This is a genomic window from Nonomuraea sp. CA-143628, from assembly GCF_050942315.1.
GTDB lineage: Bacteria > Actinomycetota > Actinomycetes > Streptosporangiales > Streptosporangiaceae > Nonomuraea.
Genome location: NZ_CP192072.1, coordinates 6,577,498 through 6,596,367 on the forward strand (window position 1 = coordinate 6,577,498; position 18,870 = coordinate 6,596,367).

An 18,870-nucleotide genomic window follows, 5' to 3' on the forward strand; every position below is an offset into this window, starting at 1 on the left:
CTTCCAGGACGTCGACGACGGCCGGACCAGCCTCGGCTACGTTTGTCCCGCCGCCTGCGAAGCCGCTCCCTCGGCCGCCGGATATGAGCCGGGTGGATGACCCAAAGCCCGCGTCAAGGCGGCCGCCAGGGCATGCGGGGTGGCGTGCGTGGCGCGCCAGGCGATCACGTGGTCGGGCCGGACCAGCAGGGCGCCGTCCTCGCCGATTCCGCAGCGATCGGTGCCGCGGGACAGGAGTGCCACGTCGAGGAAGTCGCCCGCGGGATCGGCTTCGCGCGCGGCCTGCTCCCAAGCCTGTCCGGCCGTACCGGTGAGCAGCAGGTAGCGGCCATCGCGGACGAGGTCGAGCGTCGAGACGCCGGTGAGCCACAGGTGCGGCAGCCGCGTCCCAGGTTCGCCGCGCCAGCGGCCCGGCTCGTCGGCCACCGGGAGGTGGGCGTCCCGGCGCGCCAAGGGGTAGCGGTAGCCGATGGCACGGTGCAACGCCGGATCACCGACCTACGCGACACCGGCGTGCTCTACTTCGATGTCGATACCGACCGCGCCCGCCTCGGCCTGCACATCCGTACGCTGCTCTGGCTGACCGTCACACCCGCGCGGATCCAGGCCACCGGCACCGCGCTCGCCGCCCACCCCGAAGTGGCGTTCGCCGCGGCGATCACCGGCAACCGCAACCTGTACGCGTCCGTGGCCACACCCAGCATCGCCGGGCTCTACACCTACCTGACCGACACGATCGCCACACTCCCGGACGTCCAAGGCATGGAAAGCTCGCTGGTCCTGCACACCGTCAAAAGCCCACCCGGCATGCGCGTCCCGGCCCCCTCCCGCTGAACCACAGCCACCTTCTTCAACCAGGTGCCACCTGATCCTGATGCCGCGGCCGTCACGTTTTCCACAAAGGCGGCACTCTATGCGGGGGTGATCAGCGGTGCTGGGGCATCGCCGAGAACGGGGAAATGGTGTCGACGCACCGGCCCGCCGCATCGAGGATTCGTCCGCTGTGCTTGATGACCCGCAGGGTGATGGCGCGGTCGTCGACCGTCATGCGGGGCAGCCGGGCGGTGAGTCGCTCCTCGAAGCGCACCACGTCCGACGTGGTACGCAACCATGCCTCCAGATACAGGTTCTGCGGCCCGGCGGTGAGAAAGGCGACCCGGACCTCGGGGATGGCGGCCAGTTCCTTGTTCGTCTCCGCCAGTGAGTCCATCGGCACCCGTGCCCAGAAGCAGGCGGTGACCGGCCAGCCCGACAGCGGCCGCGCCATGTCGCAGCGCAGCGTCAGCTGACCGCTGCCCAGCAGCGCGTTCATCCGGCGGCGGGCGGTGGCGAGGCTGGTGCCGATCTCCGCGGCGAGTTCGGCCAGGCCCAGCCTGCCGTCCCTGGCCAGCGCGCCGGCGAGGGCGTGGTCCGCCTCCCGCAGCGCGACGGGCGGGGCCGGTCGCGGGCGCGCCGCCTCGCTGAGGCGAGCGGCCGCGGAGGGCTCCAGGTTTCGCAGCCGCCAGCGGCTGCTGGCCCGCGCGTCACCGACCATCAGGTAGCTGCCCATGCGTGCCACGCCTGGTAGCCGGCCCGGTCGTTCCAGCAGGTAGTGCGACAGTTCCTCCAGGTTGCGCGCCACGACCAACGCGACCAGGTCCCGGCGTCCGCTCATGAGTTTGACGCCGTAGGCCTGAGGATCCGCCGACAGGGTCTCGGCGACCTCGATGACGCGTCCTGGACGGCAGCTGATCTCCAGGATCGCCCCGCATTCCTGGGTGAACCCGTTGGTGAGGAAGCCGGTGACCCAGGCATGGCCGACGGACTGCATCCGGCGCCAGCGCCGTGCCGCCGTGACCGGGTCGACCTGCAGGACCTCGCCGATGAGCGACCACGGGGCTCGGGGGTGGATCTGCAGGGCGTTGACGATCGCCAAGTCGAGTTCGTCGGGCAGCTGCGCGGTGGAGTCCGGCCGGTCGGCCATGTCACATCCCTGCATTCCAAGGTTGGGCTGAATCCGGCATTCAGCCGGCCGTGGTGAAAAAATCCGGCGATTTTCCTGGGTGCGGCGAATGCCATACCGAGACTACCGGGCTAAGGGCTCCACGCCACCGGCGCGAACTCACTCCCTGGAGACAGCCAATGACCTGGGCTTCGGCCTGTGACACATCCGTGCGGTTCGAAGGCGCCGTTCTCATCGACGGCTCCGGCGCCCCGCCCGTTCCGAACGCCACGGTCATCGTCGGCGAGGACGGCCGGATCCGCTATGCCGGCCCCGCCGCCGAGGCGCCGGCCGTCTCCGAGGCGGTCGTGATCGACGTGACCGGGCACACCCTGCTACCAGGGTTCTTCGACTGTCACGTCCATATGGCCATGACTCCCGGCCGTGGGCTGACCGAGGGGCTCGGCGCGGACCCGGTGGTGGACGTGTTCGCCACAGCGGGCCGGCTGCGCGAGACCCTGCACGCGGGAGTCACCACCGTCCGCGATCTGGGCGGCACCCCCGCCGGCTTCCGCACGGCCATCGAGCAAGGCCTCATCGAAGGACCTCGCATGCAGGTCGCCGTCAAGGTCATCGGGCATACCGGCGGCCACGCGGACTGCACGCTGCCCAGCGGGGTCAACGCCGTTCCCTGGCTCGCCGAGCTCGCCGACACCCCTGACCAAGTACGCGTGGCCGCACGCAGGATGCTCCGGGACGGCGCCGATGTGATCAAGGTGTGCGCCACCGGAGGCATGGGCAGCCCACACGACGATCCCGACGATGAGGGGCTGACCATAGAGGAGATGCGGGCGGCGGTCACCGAGGGACGCCGCCACCGTGGCCGCAAGGTCGCCGCCCATGCGCAGGGAGCCGCCGGGATCCGCAACGCTCTGCTCAGCGGAGTCACCAGTATCGAGCACGCCTACGGCATCACCGATGAGCTGTGCGACCTCGCCCGTCAGCAGGACGCGTTCCTGGTGCCGACCCTGGCGACCGCGTTCCGGCCGCTCGACCCGGCCGGCATGCCCGGATACCACTATCGCAAGAAGTCCCGCTGGGCGGGCGCGACCAAGGAGAACATCGCCCACGCCATCTCCCAGGGCGTCAAGATCGCCGTAGGCACCGACGCGGGTGTGACCCCCCACGGGTTCAACCTGCGGGAACTGTCCCACCTCGTCGAACTCGGCATGGAGCCGATGGCCGCCATCGTCGCCGGCACCCGCGCCTCGGCCGAACTGCTCGGCCTCGCCGACACCCTCGGCACCGTCGAGACAGGCAAGATCGCCGACCTCGTCGTCGTGGCGGGCGACCCGCTCGCCGACATCTCCCTCCTCGGCAGTCCGCAGAACGTCGTCCTGGTCGCTCAGGCCGGAGTCATCCGCAAGAACCTGCTCTGAGGCTCTCCCGAGTCCGAATCTCTCCCGTCCACATCCCGAAGGACCAGATATGAAGATCAGGCGAGATCGCATCGCCATCAACCCCCTGCAGTGGGTGGCCAGCCCTGACGGCTGGATCGACCCTTCGCTCGCGCCGTCGTTGGATGAGCAGCTGCGGACGATCAGTGAAGCCGGCCTGACGGCGGTGCACAGCTCCGTACCGGCCGATATGACGGTCGGGGACTACGCGAGGTCGCTCGCCCACCACGGGCTGAGCGCCGCGCCGGGGTACCTCCCGGTACGGCTCAGCGACGACGCGGCCGAGAAGCGGCAGGTGATGGACAGCGCGGCCCGCGCCGCCGAGCACCACGCCGTGCTGGGCGTGCCGACGATGTTCCTGGCCATGGGCATGGCCAAGGACGCGCCACGCGTGGCCCGGCCGGCGGTCGGTCACCTGGCCGACCGAGACCGCCTGGAACGGGTGCGGGACCTGCTGGCCGAGGTGGCCGGTGTCATCGGGGCCGGCGGAATCACCCCGGCCTTCCACCCGCACGTGGGCACGTGGGCCGAGACGGAGGAGGAGACTCGGTTCGTTCTGGACACGGTGGACGCGTCGCTGCTCGCCTTCGGCCCGGACATGGGCCACCTGGCCTGGGCCGGCGCGGATACCGCACAGCTCGTCCGCGACTACGCCGACCGGGTGGCGAGCGTCCACGTCAAGGACCTCCAGCTGACGCTCGCCGAGCGGGCCAGGAGCGAGGGCTGGGACTACCGCCGGACCGTCCTGGCCGGCCTGTGGTCCGAACCGGGCCAGGGCGACGCCGACGTCGACGGTTTCCTGGGGGCGCTGCCGGAGGACTTCGACGGCTGGCTGATCGTCGAGGTCGATCGCGGCGCCCAGGCGACACCGGAGGACAGCGTCCGGTTGTGCGGAGCATGGGCTGCCGCGCACACGTGAAGGCTTCCCGCGGCCGCGTCGTGCGGCAGGGGATGGACGAAGGCGGGGAAGGAACCAGTGGAGAAAGCATGCGTAAGACAGCGACGCTCATAGGAGCGGGAATCCTGATGTTCGGCGCGGCGGCTTGCGGAAGCGGGGGAGCATCCGCGTCCGGCGAGACGAGCTCCGGCGAAATGAGCTCCGGCGAAATGAGCAGGGTGCTCACGCTCGCCCAGTCGGTGCCGGCCAAGCCGTGGGATCTGGCGAAGGCCAGCATCGGCCCGGAGGCCTACTACTACCAGCCGGTCTACGACACACTGATCCGCCTCGACGCGCAGGGCGCCCCGGCCCCGAACATGGCGCGGTCGTGGAGCTACGACGACCCGCAGACCACGCTGACCCTCAAGCTCCGCCCGGGCTTGAAGTTCACCGACGGCACCGCGGTCACCGCTGAGGTGGTGAAGGACAACCTCCTGCACACCAAGGGCGGCGCGGACACGGCCGCCGCGCAGTTGTCGGACATCAGGGGGGTCGAGGCAGTGGACGACACCACTGTCGCCATCAAGCTCGACCACCCCAGCCCCATGCTGCTCCCCGCGCTGGGCCTGGTCTCCGGGATGATCGCCAGCCCCAAGGCGTTGACGGACCCGCAGACCCCGATCGGCTCTGGCCCGTACCGGCTGGACACCTCGGCGACCATCGCCGGCCAGCAGTACACCTACCAGCGCAACCCCGGCTACTGGAACACCGGGGCCTTCCCCTACGACACCATCGTCATCAAGCTGCTTCCTGACCCGACGGCGAGGACCAACGCCCTGCTCGCGGGCCAGATCAACGGCACCCTGGTCAGCCCCCAGAGGGTGAAGACCGTCCAGGACGCCGGGGTGAAGACCATCGTCTACTCCTCCGGTGACATCGAAGGCCTGTTCATCTGGGACCGGGCCGGCAAGAAGGTGCCCGCGCTGGGGAACCTCAAGGTCCGCCAGGCGCTGAACTACGCCTTCGACCGGCAGAGCATCGTCAAGGCCGTGAAGATGGGCCTGGGCAAGGCCACCACGCAGGTCTTCGACCCGGATCAGCCGGCGTATGACGCGTCTCTGGACGACAGATATCCCTATGATCCGGCGAAGGCGAAGCGGCTTCTGGCGGAGGCCGGTTACCCGGACGGCTTCTCGGTCACCATGCCGGACATGGCGTCGCTCTTTCCCCAGCAGCAGGCGGCGCTGACCCAAGCGCTTCAGAACATCGGCGTGAAGGTCACGCTGCAGAACCTGCCCACCAACCAGATCTTCACCACCATGCTGTCCGGTAAGTACCCGATGTCGTTCTTCAAGCTCGGTGCCCCAAGCGACTGGGGCACGGTTCAGTTGCAGCTGAAGAAGAACTCGACCTGGAACCCGGACAAGTATGAGGATCCAAAGGCCGACGCCCTCATCTCGCGGATCGAGTCGGCGACCGGCGCGCCGCGGGCGGCCTTGATGAAGCAGCTCAACGCCTACGTCGTCGAGCAGGCATGGCACGCGCCCTGGGACGTCATTCGGTACGTCTTCGCGACCACGAAGAACGTGACGGTGACACCGCTGCCGGGCTTCCAGTACCCGCCGATCTACAACTTCAAGCCCGCCCAGTAGCGGCCGGTAGCGAGAAGGAACGCACAATGGCTCTGTTCTTGCTCCGGCGCCTGGTCGCCGGAGTGGTCATGGTGTTCGTGGTGGCCACGGGCACATTCGGGCTGCTGAGCCTGGCCGCTACCGAGGTGGCGCGCAACATCGTGGGCGAGACCGCGACCCAGGATCAGGTCGCCGCCAAAGCCCACGAGCTGGGACTCGACCAGCCGCTGGTCGTCCAGTACGGGCGCTGGCTCGGCAACGCCGTACAAGGTGACCTGGGGCGATCCTGGTTCAGCGGTGCTTCCGTCGGGCAGTCCCTCGCGACCACGCTCCCGGTCACCATGTCCATCGTCGTCGCCGGACTGCTGCTCTCGGCGGTCGTCAGCGTCGCCCTCGGCGCGGTGGCGGCGCTCCGAGGCGGCTGGATCGACCGGATCCTCCAGGTCGGCGCGGTGTTCGGCACGGCGCTGCCGAGTTTCCTGATCGCGCTGGTGCTCGCCGTGGTCGTGGCCGTCAAGCTGCGGTTGCTTCCCGCGACGGGATACGTCATGCCGAGCCGATCCCCAGCGGAATGGCTGAGCTCGATCACTCTGCCCGCGCTCTCCCTGGCGATCGCGGCGACCGCGGCGACGGCCATGCAGGTACGGGGTTCGCTGATCGACGTGCTTCAGACCGACTTCGTACGAACGCTGCGCAGCAGAGGCCTCGGCAACGGGAGCGTGGTGTTCCGGCACGCGTTGCGCAACGCCGCCCCGCCCGCTCTGACCGTCCTCGCCCTGCAGTTCATCGGCCTCATCGGGGGAGCGGTGGTCGTGGAGAAGGTGTTCGGCCTGCCGGGGATCGGTTCGCTGGCCAACTCGGCCGCGACCCAGGGTGATCTGCCCGTCCTGCTCGGCACGGTGACCGTGACCGTCGCTCTGGTGGTGCTGGTCAATCTGCTGCTGGACATCGCGTACGGCTGGCTCAACCCGAAGGTGCGTGTCTGATGACCGATATCGCGGAAAGCGTCCCCGGCGGTTCACCGGCACCCTTCGCCGCATCGCTCAAGCGCGACCACCTCGTGCGTCGCACCTTGCGCAACCCGGCGGCGCTGGGGGGTCTCGCGGTGCTGCTGCTGGTCGCCGCCGCCGGTGCGGCCGCCCCGCTGCTCTCCCCGTACGGTCCCGACAGCAGCGCGTTGTCCGCGATCCTGGCGCCGAGCTCCGCGGCCCATCCGCTCGGCGGAGACGGGGTCGGACGTGACGTGCTGGCAAGGCTGTTGTACGGAGGCCGCACCAGCTTGATCGGCGGGGCGATCGCGGTCCTCGTCGCCTTCGCGATCGGCGGTCCGCTGGGCCTGGTCGCGGGCTTTCACCGGGGCTGGGTGGACGCGGTCGCCCGGTGGATCAACGACGTCATCATGGCGGTCCCCGCCATCATCGTGATGCTGGCGGTGATGGTCGTCATCTCTCAGGATCTCAACGTCGCGATGGCCGTCCTCGGAGTGATCGTCGCACCTTTGGTCTTCCGCCTCATCCGTGCCTCGGTGATGGCGGTCCGCGAGGAGCTGTACATCGACGCGGCCCGCGTCTCCGGGCTCGGCGACGTCCGTATCCTGCGCAGGCACGTGCTGCCCATGGTGATCGCCCCCTCGGTGATCCAGGCCGCCCAGCTCTTCGCGATCGCGATCGGCATCCAGGCGGGGCTGGGCTTCCTCGGGCTGGGCAAGGCGTCCCAGGCCAGTTGGGGGGCAATGTTGAACGATGCCTTCACCAACGTCTACAACGCTCCGATGCTGCTGCTGTGGCCGGGCGCGACGATGGCGGCGACCATCGTGGCCTTCGGCTTGCTCGGCACGTCCATTCGTGACGCGATGGGCGGCAACGACACCGTCCGGCCCGTCCGGCGCATGCCGCGTCCCCATGCCGTCGCGAGATCCCGCGACCCCGCGCCGACGCCCGCGCCGGTGTCCGAGGGGGAGCGGCCCCTGCTGGCGGTCGGTGACCTTCGTGTCACCTACGCCGGGCCTGGCGGCGACCGCGCGGTCGTCGACGGGGTGAGTCTGGCGATGCACCGGGGTGAGGTGCTCGGTCTGGTAGGCGAGTCGGGATCGGGTAAGAGCCAGACGGCGTTCGCCCTGCTCGGCCTGCTGCCGCCGCAGGCGCGGGTAGGCGCGAAGCAGCTGGAATTCGACGGGATCGACCTGACCCGGCTTGGCGACGGCGCCTACAACCGGCTCCGGGGCAGGCGCATCGGCTACATCCCGCAGGAGCCGATGTCCAACCTCGACCCCAGCTTCCGCATCGGGTTCCAGCTGGTCGAGCCTATGCGCCGTCATCTGGGCCTGTCCTCGGCCCGGGCCCGTGAGAAGGCACTCGCGTTGCTGGACCGGGTCGGCATCCCCGATCCGGCGCGGGTCTTCCGCTCCTACCCGCACCAGATCTCAGGTGGCATGGCCCAGCGCGTGCTCATCGCCGGCGCCGTCTCCTGCGACCCCGACCTGCTGATCGCTGATGAGCCGACGACCGCGCTCGACGTGACGGTCCAGGCCGAGGTGCTCGACCTGATGCGCTCGCTGCAGCAGGAGCAGCAGATGGGAATGATCATCGTGACCCACGATTTCGGGGTGGTCGCCGACATCTGTGACCGCGTGGCGGTCATGCGGACTGGCAAGGTCGTGGAGACCGCCTCGGCGCGCGAGCTGTTCCACGCCCCGCGGCACTCCTACACCCGCATGCTGCTGGACTCCACGCTGGAAGGGGCCGAGCCACGCAAGGCGCTCTCCGCCCCCAGACCGGATCAGATCAAGGACGGAAACCGATGATCCCGCCGCCCGTGCCCCCCGAGAGTGCGTACCCGGCACTCGCGCGGCCGCTTCTCGAACTCGACGAGGTCGTGGTCGAGTACCCCGGCAGCGGCCGTCTCAAGCCCGGGTTCCGGGCCTTGCACGGCGTGTCGCTGTCCGTCGCGCCAGGGGAGACACTCGGCCTGGTCGGTGAGTCCGGCTCGGGCAAGACCACCCTTGGCCGCGCGGTGCTGGGGCTGGCTCCGGTGACCGCGGGCGACATCCGTTACGACGGCCGGTCCATCGCCCACCTCGCCAGACGCGAACGGCGCGCTCTCAGCAAGGACATCCAGGTGGTTTTCCAGGACCCCTACACCTCGCTGAACCCGGCCATGACAGTGATGGACATCCTCACCGAGCCGCTCCTCGTCACAGGTGTCTCCCGAAGCGCGGCCGAACACCGCGTACAGGCTCTGCTCGACCAGGTCCAGCTGCCGGAGGACGCCGCTCGGCGGCTGCCGCGGGAGTTCTCCGGCGGCCAGCGCCAGCGGATCGCGATCGCCCGCGCACTGAGCCGCGGCCCGCGGCTCATCGTCTGTGACGAGCCGGTGAGCGCCCTGGATCTGTCCACCCAGGCCCGCGTGCTCGACCTGTTCGTGCAGATCCAGGAGGCGACCGGGGTGGCGTACCTGTTCGTCACCCATGACCTGGCCGTGGTGCGGCACATCAGTCACCGGGTGGCGGTGCTCTACCGAGGCGAGGTCGTGGAGACCGGCGAGACGACCAAGGTCACCGATGGTCCGGACCACCCCTACACCCGACGGCTGTTGCTCGCCGCCATGGTGCCTGACCCCGACCGCCAGGCCCAGCGGCGCGCCGAGCGGCGCAGGTTCGCCGAGTCGCAGGCGGGAAAGGAACCAGCCGCGTGAGCGAACGGAGCCGTTGCTCACGTTCCGTGCGGGGGTGGGGAGCGGGCAGGGGCTTCGGGTCTTTCAGTACGGCCGGACGAGCTCAGCGCAGTGCGTCGACGGGCTCCATGCGCGCTGCCCGCAGCGCGGGGTACAGGCCGGCCAGGAGCCCTACCAGCGCACCCGCCACGGGCGCGGCCAGCGCCAGCCGTACGTCGAGGAGCGGGGTCCACTGGCGCACGGCCGCCACCGCGACGACGGTCACCAGGCCCAGGCCGGCTCCGATCACCCCGCCGGTCAGCCCGATCAGGCTGGACTCCAGCAGGAACTGTGCGGCGATGTGGCGGCGGGCCGCGCCCAGGGCGCGACGCAGGCCGATCTCGGCGACCCGCTCCATGACGGTGACCAGAGTGACGTTGGCGATGCCCACCGCGCCGACGACCAGGGAGACCAGGCCGAGGATGAGGAAGAGGGCGTTGACGTCGTCCTGGGCGCCGTCGCGCGCCCGTTTCGGGCTCGGCGGGGCGTTCACCTGCAGCTCCCCGCTACGGTTGGGGCTGAGTGCGAGGGGTGCCTGGCGGGCGATGAGCTCGGCGGCGCCCAACTGGGTGGCGACCAGGACGCGGGTGACGTCCTTGAGCCCGAATTCGGGGCCCAGCCCAGGCGGGACGATTACCGCGCCGGCCAGGATCTGCTCGCGCCTCAGGCCGCCGATGACGCCGATGACGGTGTAGGCGCGGTCCTTGATGAACACGGCGGGCGCGTACTCCAGATTGTTGATGCCGAGCATGGCGGCGGCCTGTTCTCCTAGCACGACCACGTGGTCGCGGCGGGTGACGTGGCCGGCGTCGTAGAAACGCCCGGCCAGCATCCGGCTCTGGGTGGTCTCCGGCAGGTCGGGGGTGGCCGCGATGACCGCGAGGGTCTGCCCGGAGACCCGCGTGGGGTCGAGCAGGTTGTTGGCGGTCACGACGAGGTTGGAGCTCTCGTCGCTCTGCGCAAGCGCTGTCGCCGACGTCACTCCGCGCAGGCGGCGCAGCTCCTTGGCCGCCTCCCAGGACACCAGGGGGTGGTAACCGCCACGCGGCACCTCGACCGTGATGCTGGTGGCCAGCAGTTCGTCGAAGCGGCCGACGATCTGGTTGCCCGCGGTCGCCGCTATGCCCAGAGTGACCACCAGGGTGGTGATGCCCAAGACGGTGCCCAGTGTGGTCAGGGCTGAGCGCATCGGGCGGGCGAGCATCCCGGCCAGGGACTCGGCCCACAGGTCACGGAGCTTCACGGAGCACCCCGTCAGTGATGTGGACCCGGCGTTCGGCCCTGGCGCTCACCTCGTCCTCGTGCGTGATCACCAGAATGGTCAGGCCGTCGGCGCGCAGGCCGTCGAACAGGTCGAGGATGGCGCCGGTGTTGCGGCTGTCGAGGTTGCCTGTCGGCTCGTCGCACAGCAGCAGAGCGGGCTTGGCCATCAGCGCTCGGGCGATCGCCACGCGCTGGCGCTCGCCGCCCGAGAGCCGGTCGGGGGCGAACCCGATGCGATGGCCCAGGCTCACCTGCTCCAGCGCCTGTACGGCCCGAGTCCGCCGGCCGCTACGCGGATGCGGGCCGTACACCTCGGCGAGCATCACGTTCTCCACGACGCTCCGGTGGGGCAGCAGGTGGAAGGACTGGAAGACGAAACCGATGCGGGTGCCGCGCAGCCGGGTCCGCGCCCCGTCGCGCAGCATTGTGGTTTCGACGCCGTCCAGGCGGTAGGAGCCGGAGGTCGGCCGGTCGAGCAGCCCGAGGACGTTGAGGAGGGTGGACTTGCCGGAACCGGACGGGCCGACGATGGCCAGGTAGTCGCCCGGGTCGACGCGCAGGTTCACCTCGGCCAGCGCGCGTACCGGCGGATCGGCGGGGAAGTCCCGGCAGACGCCGCTCAACTCGATGACCGGCTCAGGCATCGCTCACCACCACCCGGTCGCCTTCCTTGAGCCGGCCCGCGCGGACCGGAGTGACCTCCACGTCGCCGTCGGCGGTCAGCCCGGTGCGCACCTCGACCTCGCGGGTGCGGTCGCCGTCCAGCGCCACTCTGACCCGTGGCCGTCCGTCGGCGGAGGTGATCACGGCGGCGACCGGGACGGCCAGCACCTGGCCCTCGGTCGAGCCGACCGAGATCCGCACCGTCAGCGATGAGCCGACCAGGGACTTGAGCGCCTTGGCCGAGCCGGGCGTGAGCAGAATGGGGACCGAACCGGACTCCGGCTCGTCCTGCTCTCCGCTGTCCCCCTCCTTCGGGGCCAAGCGGGCATCCTCACCGGTCGCGGTCAGCGTGGCGGGCAGCCGTGTGCCGTCCGTGGTCTCCATGCTCGCCTCCTGGCCTGGGCGCAGCAGCTTGGCCTCCTTGGCCTCGACCGACCCGCTGACCGCGAAGGCGGAGCCGGTCACGGTGGCCACCTTGCCCTCGATGGTGTCGCCCGGTTTGACCTCCGCCTTGTCGATACGGGCGGGCAGCTTCGGCAGGAAGACGATCTCGCCCGCTGGCACGCTGACGCCGTAGGTCTTGCGGAACTCGACCAGCACGGTACGGGCGTCGGCGAGGTTGGCCTCGCTGTGCGTGAGCTTCATCCGCAGCGGCGAGACCTTCCTGGCCCGCTTCAGCGCCTGGGCGGCTGTGGCCTCGGCCTCCTTCGCGGTGCGGACCGCCTTGCGCAGTTCCTCCAGCCGCTTGTCCCGATCCACGCTGATCTGCTCCTCGTAGGCGGTCACCGCCTGCTGGGCCTCGTGGAGATCCTGCCGGGCGTTGCCCAGCTTCATCTCCAGCAGGCTCGTGTCCACCGCGCTGGGCGTGGGCGCCGGGGTCGCCGTCGGGGTGGGCGCCGGTTTCCTGGCCTCCGCCAGTGCCTGCTCGGCGGCGAGGACCTGCTCCTCAGCGGTCCGTACGGCACGGCGCAGCGAGGCCAGCTGCGTCTCCTGCTCAGGTGTGATCTCGGGCGCCTCTGCCAACGCCTTCTCAGCAGTCCGCAGGTCACGGCGGGCATTGTCGCGGCGCAGCCGCAGCGGCCGTATGTCCAGGCCCTCGTCGAGAGCCTTCCGGTCGGCGGTCAGCGTCTCCTCAGCGGTCTGTACGGCTTGGCGCAGCTGCTGCAGGGTCTTGCGGGATTCCAGATCGGGTTCCTGCGCCTTGTATCCGCGTTTGGCGTACCAGCGCTTCACCGCCGCCACGGTGGCCGCGTCGAAGACACCGCTCGCCTTCACCCGCAACGCGCGCTGAAGCTGCTTGACATCGCCACCCTGGGTGCCGGGCACCAGGGGGCGGTACATCGGCCGCTTCCCCTGAAGAGCGAAGACGGGCCGCCCGTTGACCTGCATCAGCACGTCACCCTCGCGGATCGGCCCGGGATCGGGCGCCGTGGTGACGCGCTGCGGCGAACCGCCCATCCCACTGGTCGCCCCATCGCCGGCCCCGCCGACCACCCCCGCCAGCGTGACCGGCAGCGGCGAGCCGTACGTCAGCGTGCCGTTGACAGTGACGGTGCTGGTGAGCTTGCGTCGCTCGACCGGCGCGGTGACCAGGGAGGGCTTGGGCGGGCGGCGTGCGGACGCTTCATCGGCCGGGGAACGCAGCCGGGAACCGACCGCCCAGCCCACACCCGCGATCACCAGCACTCCCGCCACGACGAGGGCGAGGACTCTGGATCTGCGCACGTTACTTCGTGGCCATCACGGTCAGGCCGACCCCGGGCATGAGCTGGGCACGCTTGTACACCTCGTTCGCCTTGGGACGGTAGACGGCGTAGAACTCCTTGCCGCACTCCAGATCGTCCAGAGCCGCCTTGATCTCGCGCCGCAACATCGGCCGCGCCTGGTCCGCCGTGGGGTTCTGCCGGCCGAACTCGCCGAGCTCCTTCAGGAACGGCTCCTCGCCGCTGCGCACGATCTGCGAGGGGCGCCGCGAGGTGACCCGGTAGCCCTTGCTCTTGAGGCAGTCGGCGAACGCGCCCGTCAGCTCCACCAACTTGGGATCGCCGTCGATCTCGCGGCTGATGATCTGCTCCAGCATCTCGCTCTGGGCCTTGGCCGCCTCCTGCGTCGACTTCAGCTTCTTTCCGGTGGCTTTGTTGATCATTTCGAGCGTGCAGGCTTCCATCGCTTTGAAGTACGCCTCCTGCTGCGGCTTCGACAGCCCGGCGATGACCTTCGCGTTGGGATCGTCGCTCCCGTCTCCGTCGCCGATCTTGCGGGCCATCCGGCCCACCCCCTCGTTGGGGTAGACGATGGAGGCAGCCATGCCAAAGCCATACTTTTCCCGATATTTCCGCATTGCGGAGTAGTCGCCTGACATCTCCTGCTTGACCGCTTCCGGCAGCTCCGGCAGGGAGACGATCGGGTGATAGACGAAGCCCTTGCCCTTCATGCAGGTGGCGAGCTGGGCCTGGTTCTGGCGCTGCTGATTGGCGGGGTCCGCGGAGGGAGCCGCCGACGGCTGAGTCCCGCTGGAGGAGGCGCAACCGGTCAGGGCGGTCAGCGCGGCCGCGGCGATTGCCAGCGGCATTCGGAAGTTGGTCACGGGGCTTCACAATCGCCACAGAACCCTGAAGCGAACCTGAACCCGGCTGAAGAGGCTCGGCGATTTGCGCGATGCTCGCCGGATCAGCCCCAGAAGGCCTGGGCCTGACGGCCGAGCGACTGCTGACCTGCCGCGTTGGCGTGGCAGCCGTCGGCGACCTCATTGGTCCTGAGACGGAACGACCCGGCGTAGGTCACGTTCTGCGTCGTGTCGGTGGCCGCCTGCCTGGCGAGGCTGTCAGTCAGTTGCGGGCCGTTGGCGCCCGCCAGGAAACACGTCTGGCCGGCGTCGTAGAGCGGCTGACCGGTGATGAAAATCTTGGCGCCGGATGCCGCGTGCAGGCGCGCGTTGGCGATGAGGCGCTTCACCTCGTCATAGGTCGCGTTGGCGTTGAACACGCAGATCTGCACCCACACGGCCGTCGGCCTGCCGAACCTGCTCACCTGCTGGTCGAATTTCTGCCAGGCGCTGGAGTTGGGGTCGGTCCACGACTGCACGACCAGGCCGCCCGTTCCGTACGGGCCCCACATGCGCTTGCCACCGATCGCCACGTATCCCTGGGCGACGTTCTCCGCCATCGAGCAGCCGATGAAGCCCACCGAGTTCGCCGGTTCGGGGCCGCTGGTCGGGGTGACCGTGGGAGTCGCCGTCGGCTGGCCGGTGCCGCTGGTGCACGTCACGCCGTTGAGCGCGAAGTCGGCCGGTACGGGGTTGCCGCTGTTGTTCCACGAGCCGTTGAACCCGAAGCTCGTGCCGGCGTTGGTGGCGAGGCCGCCGTTCCAGGAGGCATTGCGCGCGGTCACCTGTGCACCGTTCTGGGCGATCGTGGCGTTCCATGCCTGGGTCACCTGCTGGCCTGCGCCGAACGACCAGGTCAGCGCCCAGCTGGTGACTGGATCACCCAGGTTGGTCAGGCTCACGTTGGCGGTGAAACCTCCCGTCCACTGAGAGGTCACCGAGTACGCGGCCTGGCAACGGGTCGCGGCATGCGCGGTCGTTAGGGCCCCGGTGACAGCGGCGGCCGCCGCCAACGAGACGACGACCGCGATGAAGAGACGTAACCGAGACAGGAGCATCGCTTTCTCCCCTCAACTGCACGGGCTTCCCGGATCGTGACCGCGTGGAGGTCCGCTCATGGATCGAAGCCATCGCCGCCTCCATCGCGTCTGTCTTGCCGGGTGGACCGTAAGACATTTGTGTGACGGCGGTCAATGTCAATGTCGAATACGCGAGCGTTTCGGCTGGCGGGCCGCCAAGGCCGGTGCTGTGGTCATGAAACTTCCATGGCGCGTGTTGGAGATCTTGGAGCTTCAAGACGGACCGGCGCGCGTCGAGGTGCGGATCTACAACTGCCGGCCCACTTCGGTGACGATCCGATCCTCGTCGCCGGAGGCGATCACCGGCCATATAATCCGCGCATGCGCCCCGATCTCGCCTGCGGCGGCACGGCCGGCCGCCGGCTGCGGCATGCCTGAGCCTCTGGACGAAATCGTCCCTTTCGGCGGCGCGTCTCAGGAGAGGTTCGTTCTGTCACGCCGGTACGCCGCGGGCACGGGTGGGGTCCGGGGACTGTTGATCACGCTTCTCGGTGATTACGTGCGACCGGCGGGCCGGCCCGCTCCCACGTCGGCCTTCGTCGACGCTTTGGGCCGGTTCGGCGTCAAGGAGGAGGCCTGCCGGCAGGCCCTGGCGCGCGCCGCCGCGGACGGCTGGCTCGTCGCCGACCGTGCGGGGCGGTACACGTGGTGGCGACTCAGCCCGGCCTTCGAGCAGTTTCTCGACCTGGGCGCTCAGCGGATCTTCGGCTTCACCGCGACCCAGCCGGACTGGGACGGCCGCTGGTTGGTGGTGCTGGCGCGGGCCGCCGAAAGCAATCGGGCCGGGCGTCATTTGCTGCGTACGCGGTTGCGGTGGGCGGGATTCGGCAGCCCGGCGCCCGGGATCTGGGTCAGCACGCACACTGATCGGGTCGCCGAGGCCGAGTTGGTGCTCGACGAGGCCGGGGTCCGCCAGGAGGCGCAGATTTTCTTGTCCGAGCATCTCGCCGGTGGGGAGTTGTCGACTCTCGTCCGCCAGGCGTGGGATCTCGGCGAGGTCGAGCGGGAGTACGAGGCGTTCCTCGCGGAATTCACCTCCCCGCCCTCCAGTGATCCCATTGTGCTGCTCACCCGGCTCGTACATTCCTGGCGCGGACTCGCGCTGATCGATCCCGCACTGCCCGCGCGACTGCTCCCCGCAGGATGGCGTGGCGCTCGCGCCGCGAAGCTTTTCCAGCGGCAGCACGCGAAGTGGGAGCCGGCCGCGACCCACGAATGGGAGCGAATCAGCCCTGAGCAGTGACGCACCCTACTCGGTCAGGTCGTGGCGGTGGCCGTTGAGGAGGGCGGTGCCCAGGTGGGTGGCGGAGTGGAGCACCGTCTGACCGTGACGCTGGCTCGTCGCCAGACCGGCTTCGCGCAGGGTCGTGACCTGGCGGCTGGCGGTGGAGGGCGGGACGCGCAGCTGCCGCGCCAGCTCGGACGTCGTGCACGCGCCGAGAGCGACGACCTCCAGCACCCGGGCGCGGGTGAGTCCGAGCAGGTCGGCCAAGGTCTGCGGCGGATCGCCGCCCCTGCCGTGCGCCCACGCCGGGTCATGCTCGATGGGATAGACCAGAACCGGCGGGAGCTCCGGATCGCGCAAGGTGACGGGGGCTTGGCGGCAGAAGAAGGACGGCTGCAGGATCAGCCCGCGTCCCTCCAGATGGATGTCGTGCTCGGCCGGGTAGGCCAACTCCAGCACCGGGTACGACCAGCGCGCCGACGGGTGCAACGTGGCGAACACCGCCTCCCAGCCGCCCTCCGACAGCAGGCGGGAGCGGCGTGTCCGGTCCTTGCCGACCTCCACCCGGATCTGGGACCAGTACGGCGACAGGCACGCTTGGAAGTAGGCGCCGGCCGCCGCCGCGACGGCTTCCACCTCCTGCGTACCACCGGCCGCCAGGCCGTGGGTCCAGGAGGGCAGCCGGGTGGTGGAGTGCCGGTGCGACAGCTCCGCCAGGTCGGCGCGCAGCCGCTGACGCGGCGTTCGGCGCAGGCCCTCCATGCCGGCTTCCAGCGAGCCGGATTCCGTTCGCGGAGTGAGGAAGTCGACGGTGTAGCCGCGCGGCGGCGCGAGGGTGGTCAGCCGACCGGTGAGCGACGGCACGCGGCGGAGGGTGCGTCGCTTCCACTCGCCGTAGACCACGCTGTGCTCGCGGCGACGTAGCCGGTTCAGGCTGAGCATCAGCTCCCACATCGTGTCGGGTTCCCGGGCGATCCGGGTCCGCGCCAGGTCGGCGCCGGTGAAGTGGATGCGCAGCACGCTCGTCAATCCTTCCGGGAGAGACCAAGTACGCCTGAATGAGCTGGTCGGAGGCTTGTTCAGCCCGGTGATGTGACGCTTCGCACGAGGGTTGAGTTCGGTTCGGTGAACGGCGGGGGCCGAGGTCCAGGGTGTGACGTCGGGGACGGAATCTCCAGGAGATTCAGGCTGGCCTGAATAATGACGTCCGGGAAGAATCACCTCAGGGGATGCCAAATACGGGGGCGTAGATGGTTTATCGCGTTCACTTCACCAGTCAGGATCTTGCTCGTACGCGGGTGGCCGAGGCGCCTATGCCCTTGGCGGAGCTGCAGCTGGCGATACGGATGTTGCAAGACCGTGAAGCGGCGTGGTTGGACGGCTGGCGCCAACGGGTCATACCCCGGCTGCCGCAGCACACGCGCATGGTGTTATCCCTGGTTCCCGCGGTCGGGTGGGCACCGACCTTTCTCGGCCCGGGTAAGGCCGGCACCCTCCCAGAACTGGTCGAGGAAGTGAGAGCGACCCCGCCCGACGTGATGAACAACGAACTCGCCGCGATGGCCGAGCTGCAGAGCGTCCCCACATGGGCTCGCCATCTCGGCGACGACGAAACGCTGCGCGGGCACCTATGGGAGGCGCTCGAGCAGCTGTACGAGCAGCTGCTGAGCCCTTATTGGCAGCGGCTCACCGGCTGTTTCGCGGCCGATCGCGCTGTCCGGACCCAGCATCTGCTCACCGGAGGCGTCGAGCGGCTGCTCACTCTGGCCAACCCGCTATGGATGCGCTGGAACCCACCGGTGCTGGAAGTGCGGATGGCCAATGGCCTCGACCGCGACCTGTATCTACAAGGGCAGGGCATCGTGCTGGTGCCGTCGGCCTTCGCATCGCGGTCCATCGTCGACGACGACGAGAGCCAACCGCAGATCACCTATCCCCTCCCCGGCGACCTGTCTCTCGACCGGTTGACCGCCCTGGTCCCTGAGCAGGAGGTCCCGGGCTCCACGGCCGCTCTGGCCGCGCTGCTCGGGAACACACGCGCCGCCGTACTGAACGCCATCGCCGAACACCCCGGCTGCACCACCACGGAACTGGCCGGGTGGAGCGGCACCACGCCTCCAGGCGCGAGCCAGCACGCCACCGTTTTGCGGGAGGCCGGGCTCATCCATACGACCCGCTTTCGCAACACCGCGCACCACACCGCCACCACCTTGGGCATCGCCCTGTTGAACAGCCCCGCCGGCACCCGGCAGAACTGACACGCGCGAGTACGGGGGAGACCGGCCCACAACGACCCGAAGAGCCCGCGCCGACACTGCCGTTGACCAGGGCCTTTGCACTCTGGTGCAAGTGTCTGGAGAGCGTTGGCGAATCGCGGCACACTGCCCTCCAGGTGCGCTCGCGGGGGCTCGGTGCCTCAAGGCGCCGGGATCGTGTGC

Annotated in this window: 17 protein-coding genes; 9 read left to right on the plus strand and 8 right to left on the minus strand. The window is 69.5% G+C overall.

Annotation, left to right across the window (positions count from 1 at the left end; translation table 11 throughout):
* Positions 1-36 precede the first annotated feature (36 nt).
* On the minus strand, positions 37-483 hold the full coding sequence (locus tag ACQP2T_RS30135; protein ID WP_433519424.1) for a hypothetical protein: 447 nt from the start codon (positions 481-483) through the stop codon (positions 37-39).
* Between ACQP2T_RS30135 and ACQP2T_RS30140 the strand changes: the two genes are divergently transcribed.
* Positions 478-834 (plus strand): Lrp/AsnC family transcriptional regulator, encoded by a 357-nt coding sequence (locus tag ACQP2T_RS30140; protein ID WP_433519425.1) that lies wholly within the window; start codon positions 478-480, stop codon positions 832-834. The genes ACQP2T_RS30135 and ACQP2T_RS30140 overlap by 6 nt on opposite strands.
* Positions 835-925: 91 nt before the next feature.
* Here the strand turns inward: ACQP2T_RS30140 and ACQP2T_RS30145 are convergent, their stop codons facing one another.
* Positions 926-1,963, minus strand: a complete 1,038-nt coding sequence (locus tag ACQP2T_RS30145; protein WP_433519426.1) for an Lrp/AsnC family transcriptional regulator — start codon at positions 1,961-1,963, stop codon at positions 926-928.
* A 158-nt stretch (positions 1,964-2,121) separates the two neighbouring features.
* Between ACQP2T_RS30145 and ACQP2T_RS30150 the strand changes: the two genes are divergently transcribed.
* The 6 genes from ACQP2T_RS30150 (at position 2,122) to ACQP2T_RS30175 (ending at position 9,579) form a co-directional block, all read left to right on the plus strand.
* Positions 2,122-3,360, plus strand: coding sequence for an amidohydrolase family protein (locus tag ACQP2T_RS30150; RefSeq protein ID WP_433519427.1), 1,239 nt, complete (start codon positions 2,122-2,124; stop codon positions 3,358-3,360).
* 49 nt (positions 3,361-3,409) lie between these two features.
* On the plus strand, positions 3,410-4,297 hold the full coding sequence (locus tag ACQP2T_RS30155) for a sugar phosphate isomerase/epimerase family protein (RefSeq protein ID WP_433519428.1): 888 nt from the start codon (positions 3,410-3,412) through the stop codon (positions 4,295-4,297).
* Between the two features lie 188 nt (positions 4,298-4,485).
* Positions 4,486-5,907, plus strand: a complete 1,422-nt coding sequence (locus ACQP2T_RS30160) for an ABC transporter substrate-binding protein (RefSeq protein ID WP_433519429.1) — start codon at positions 4,486-4,488, stop codon at positions 5,905-5,907.
* 26 nt (positions 5,908-5,933) lie between these two features.
* Entirely contained in the window at positions 5,934-6,872 is a 939-nt protein-coding gene (locus tag ACQP2T_RS30165) for an ABC transporter permease (protein WP_433519430.1), read from the plus strand.
* Complete coding sequence (locus tag ACQP2T_RS30170; RefSeq protein ID WP_433519431.1) at positions 6,872-8,689, plus strand: dipeptide/oligopeptide/nickel ABC transporter permease/ATP-binding protein; 1,818 nt, start codon at positions 6,872-6,874, stop codon at positions 8,687-8,689. Before ACQP2T_RS30165 ends, ACQP2T_RS30170 begins: the two co-directional genes overlap by 1 nt.
* The gene (locus ACQP2T_RS30175) at positions 8,686-9,579 is read left to right on the plus strand and encodes an ABC transporter ATP-binding protein (protein ID WP_433519432.1); all 894 of its coding nucleotides are present in this window, start codon (positions 8,686-8,688) and stop codon (positions 9,577-9,579) included. The genes ACQP2T_RS30170 and ACQP2T_RS30175 overlap by 4 nt, the downstream gene beginning before the upstream one ends.
* Before the next feature lie 82 nt (positions 9,580-9,661).
* Here ACQP2T_RS30175 and ACQP2T_RS30180 read toward each other — a convergent pair whose 3' ends face one another.
* The 5 genes from ACQP2T_RS30180 to ACQP2T_RS30200 form a co-directional block, all read right to left on the minus strand.
* Positions 9,662-10,840, minus strand: a complete 1,179-nt coding sequence (locus ACQP2T_RS30180) for an ABC transporter permease (protein WP_433519433.1) — start codon at positions 10,838-10,840, stop codon at positions 9,662-9,664.
* Positions 10,827-11,504, minus strand: a complete 678-nt coding sequence (locus tag ACQP2T_RS30185; protein ID WP_433519434.1) for an ABC transporter ATP-binding protein — start codon at positions 11,502-11,504, stop codon at positions 10,827-10,829. Before ACQP2T_RS30185 ends, ACQP2T_RS30180 begins: the two co-directional genes overlap by 14 nt.
* A complete protein-coding gene (locus ACQP2T_RS30190; protein WP_433519435.1) occupies positions 11,497-13,248 on the minus strand; it encodes a peptidoglycan-binding protein in 1,752 nt (583 codons plus the stop codon). The genes ACQP2T_RS30185 and ACQP2T_RS30190 overlap by 8 nt, the downstream gene beginning before the upstream one ends.
* A gap of 1 nt (position 13,249) precedes the next feature.
* The gene (locus ACQP2T_RS30195; RefSeq protein ID WP_433520036.1) at positions 13,250-14,110 is read right to left on the minus strand and encodes a hypothetical protein; all 861 of its coding nucleotides are present in this window, start codon (positions 14,108-14,110) and stop codon (positions 13,250-13,252) included.
* A gap of 83 nt (positions 14,111-14,193) precedes the next feature.
* The gene (locus ACQP2T_RS30200; RefSeq protein WP_433519436.1) at positions 14,194-15,186 is read right to left on the minus strand and encodes a cellulose-binding domain-containing protein; all 993 of its coding nucleotides are present in this window, start codon (positions 15,184-15,186) and stop codon (positions 14,194-14,196) included.
* A gap of 217 nt (positions 15,187-15,403) precedes the next feature.
* Here ACQP2T_RS30200 and ACQP2T_RS30205 point away from each other — a divergent pair, with 217 nt between their 5' ends.
* A complete protein-coding gene (locus ACQP2T_RS30205; protein ID WP_433519437.1) occupies positions 15,404-16,450 on the plus strand; it encodes a PaaX family transcriptional regulator in 1,047 nt (348 codons plus the stop codon).
* Between the two features lie 6 nt (positions 16,451-16,456).
* Here ACQP2T_RS30205 and ACQP2T_RS30210 read toward each other — a convergent pair whose 3' ends face one another.
* A complete protein-coding gene (locus ACQP2T_RS30210) occupies positions 16,457-17,452 on the minus strand; it encodes an ArsR/SmtB family transcription factor (protein ID WP_433519438.1) in 996 nt (331 codons plus the stop codon).
* 299 nt (positions 17,453-17,751) lie between these two features.
* Between ACQP2T_RS30210 and ACQP2T_RS30215 the strand changes: the two genes are divergently transcribed.
* Positions 17,752-18,690 carry an ArsR/SmtB family transcription factor gene (locus ACQP2T_RS30215; protein WP_433519439.1) on the plus strand — a complete coding sequence of 313 codons (939 nt, stop codon included), beginning with the start codon at positions 17,752-17,754 and terminating at the stop codon, positions 18,688-18,690.
* Positions 18,691-18,870 lie beyond the last annotated feature (180 nt).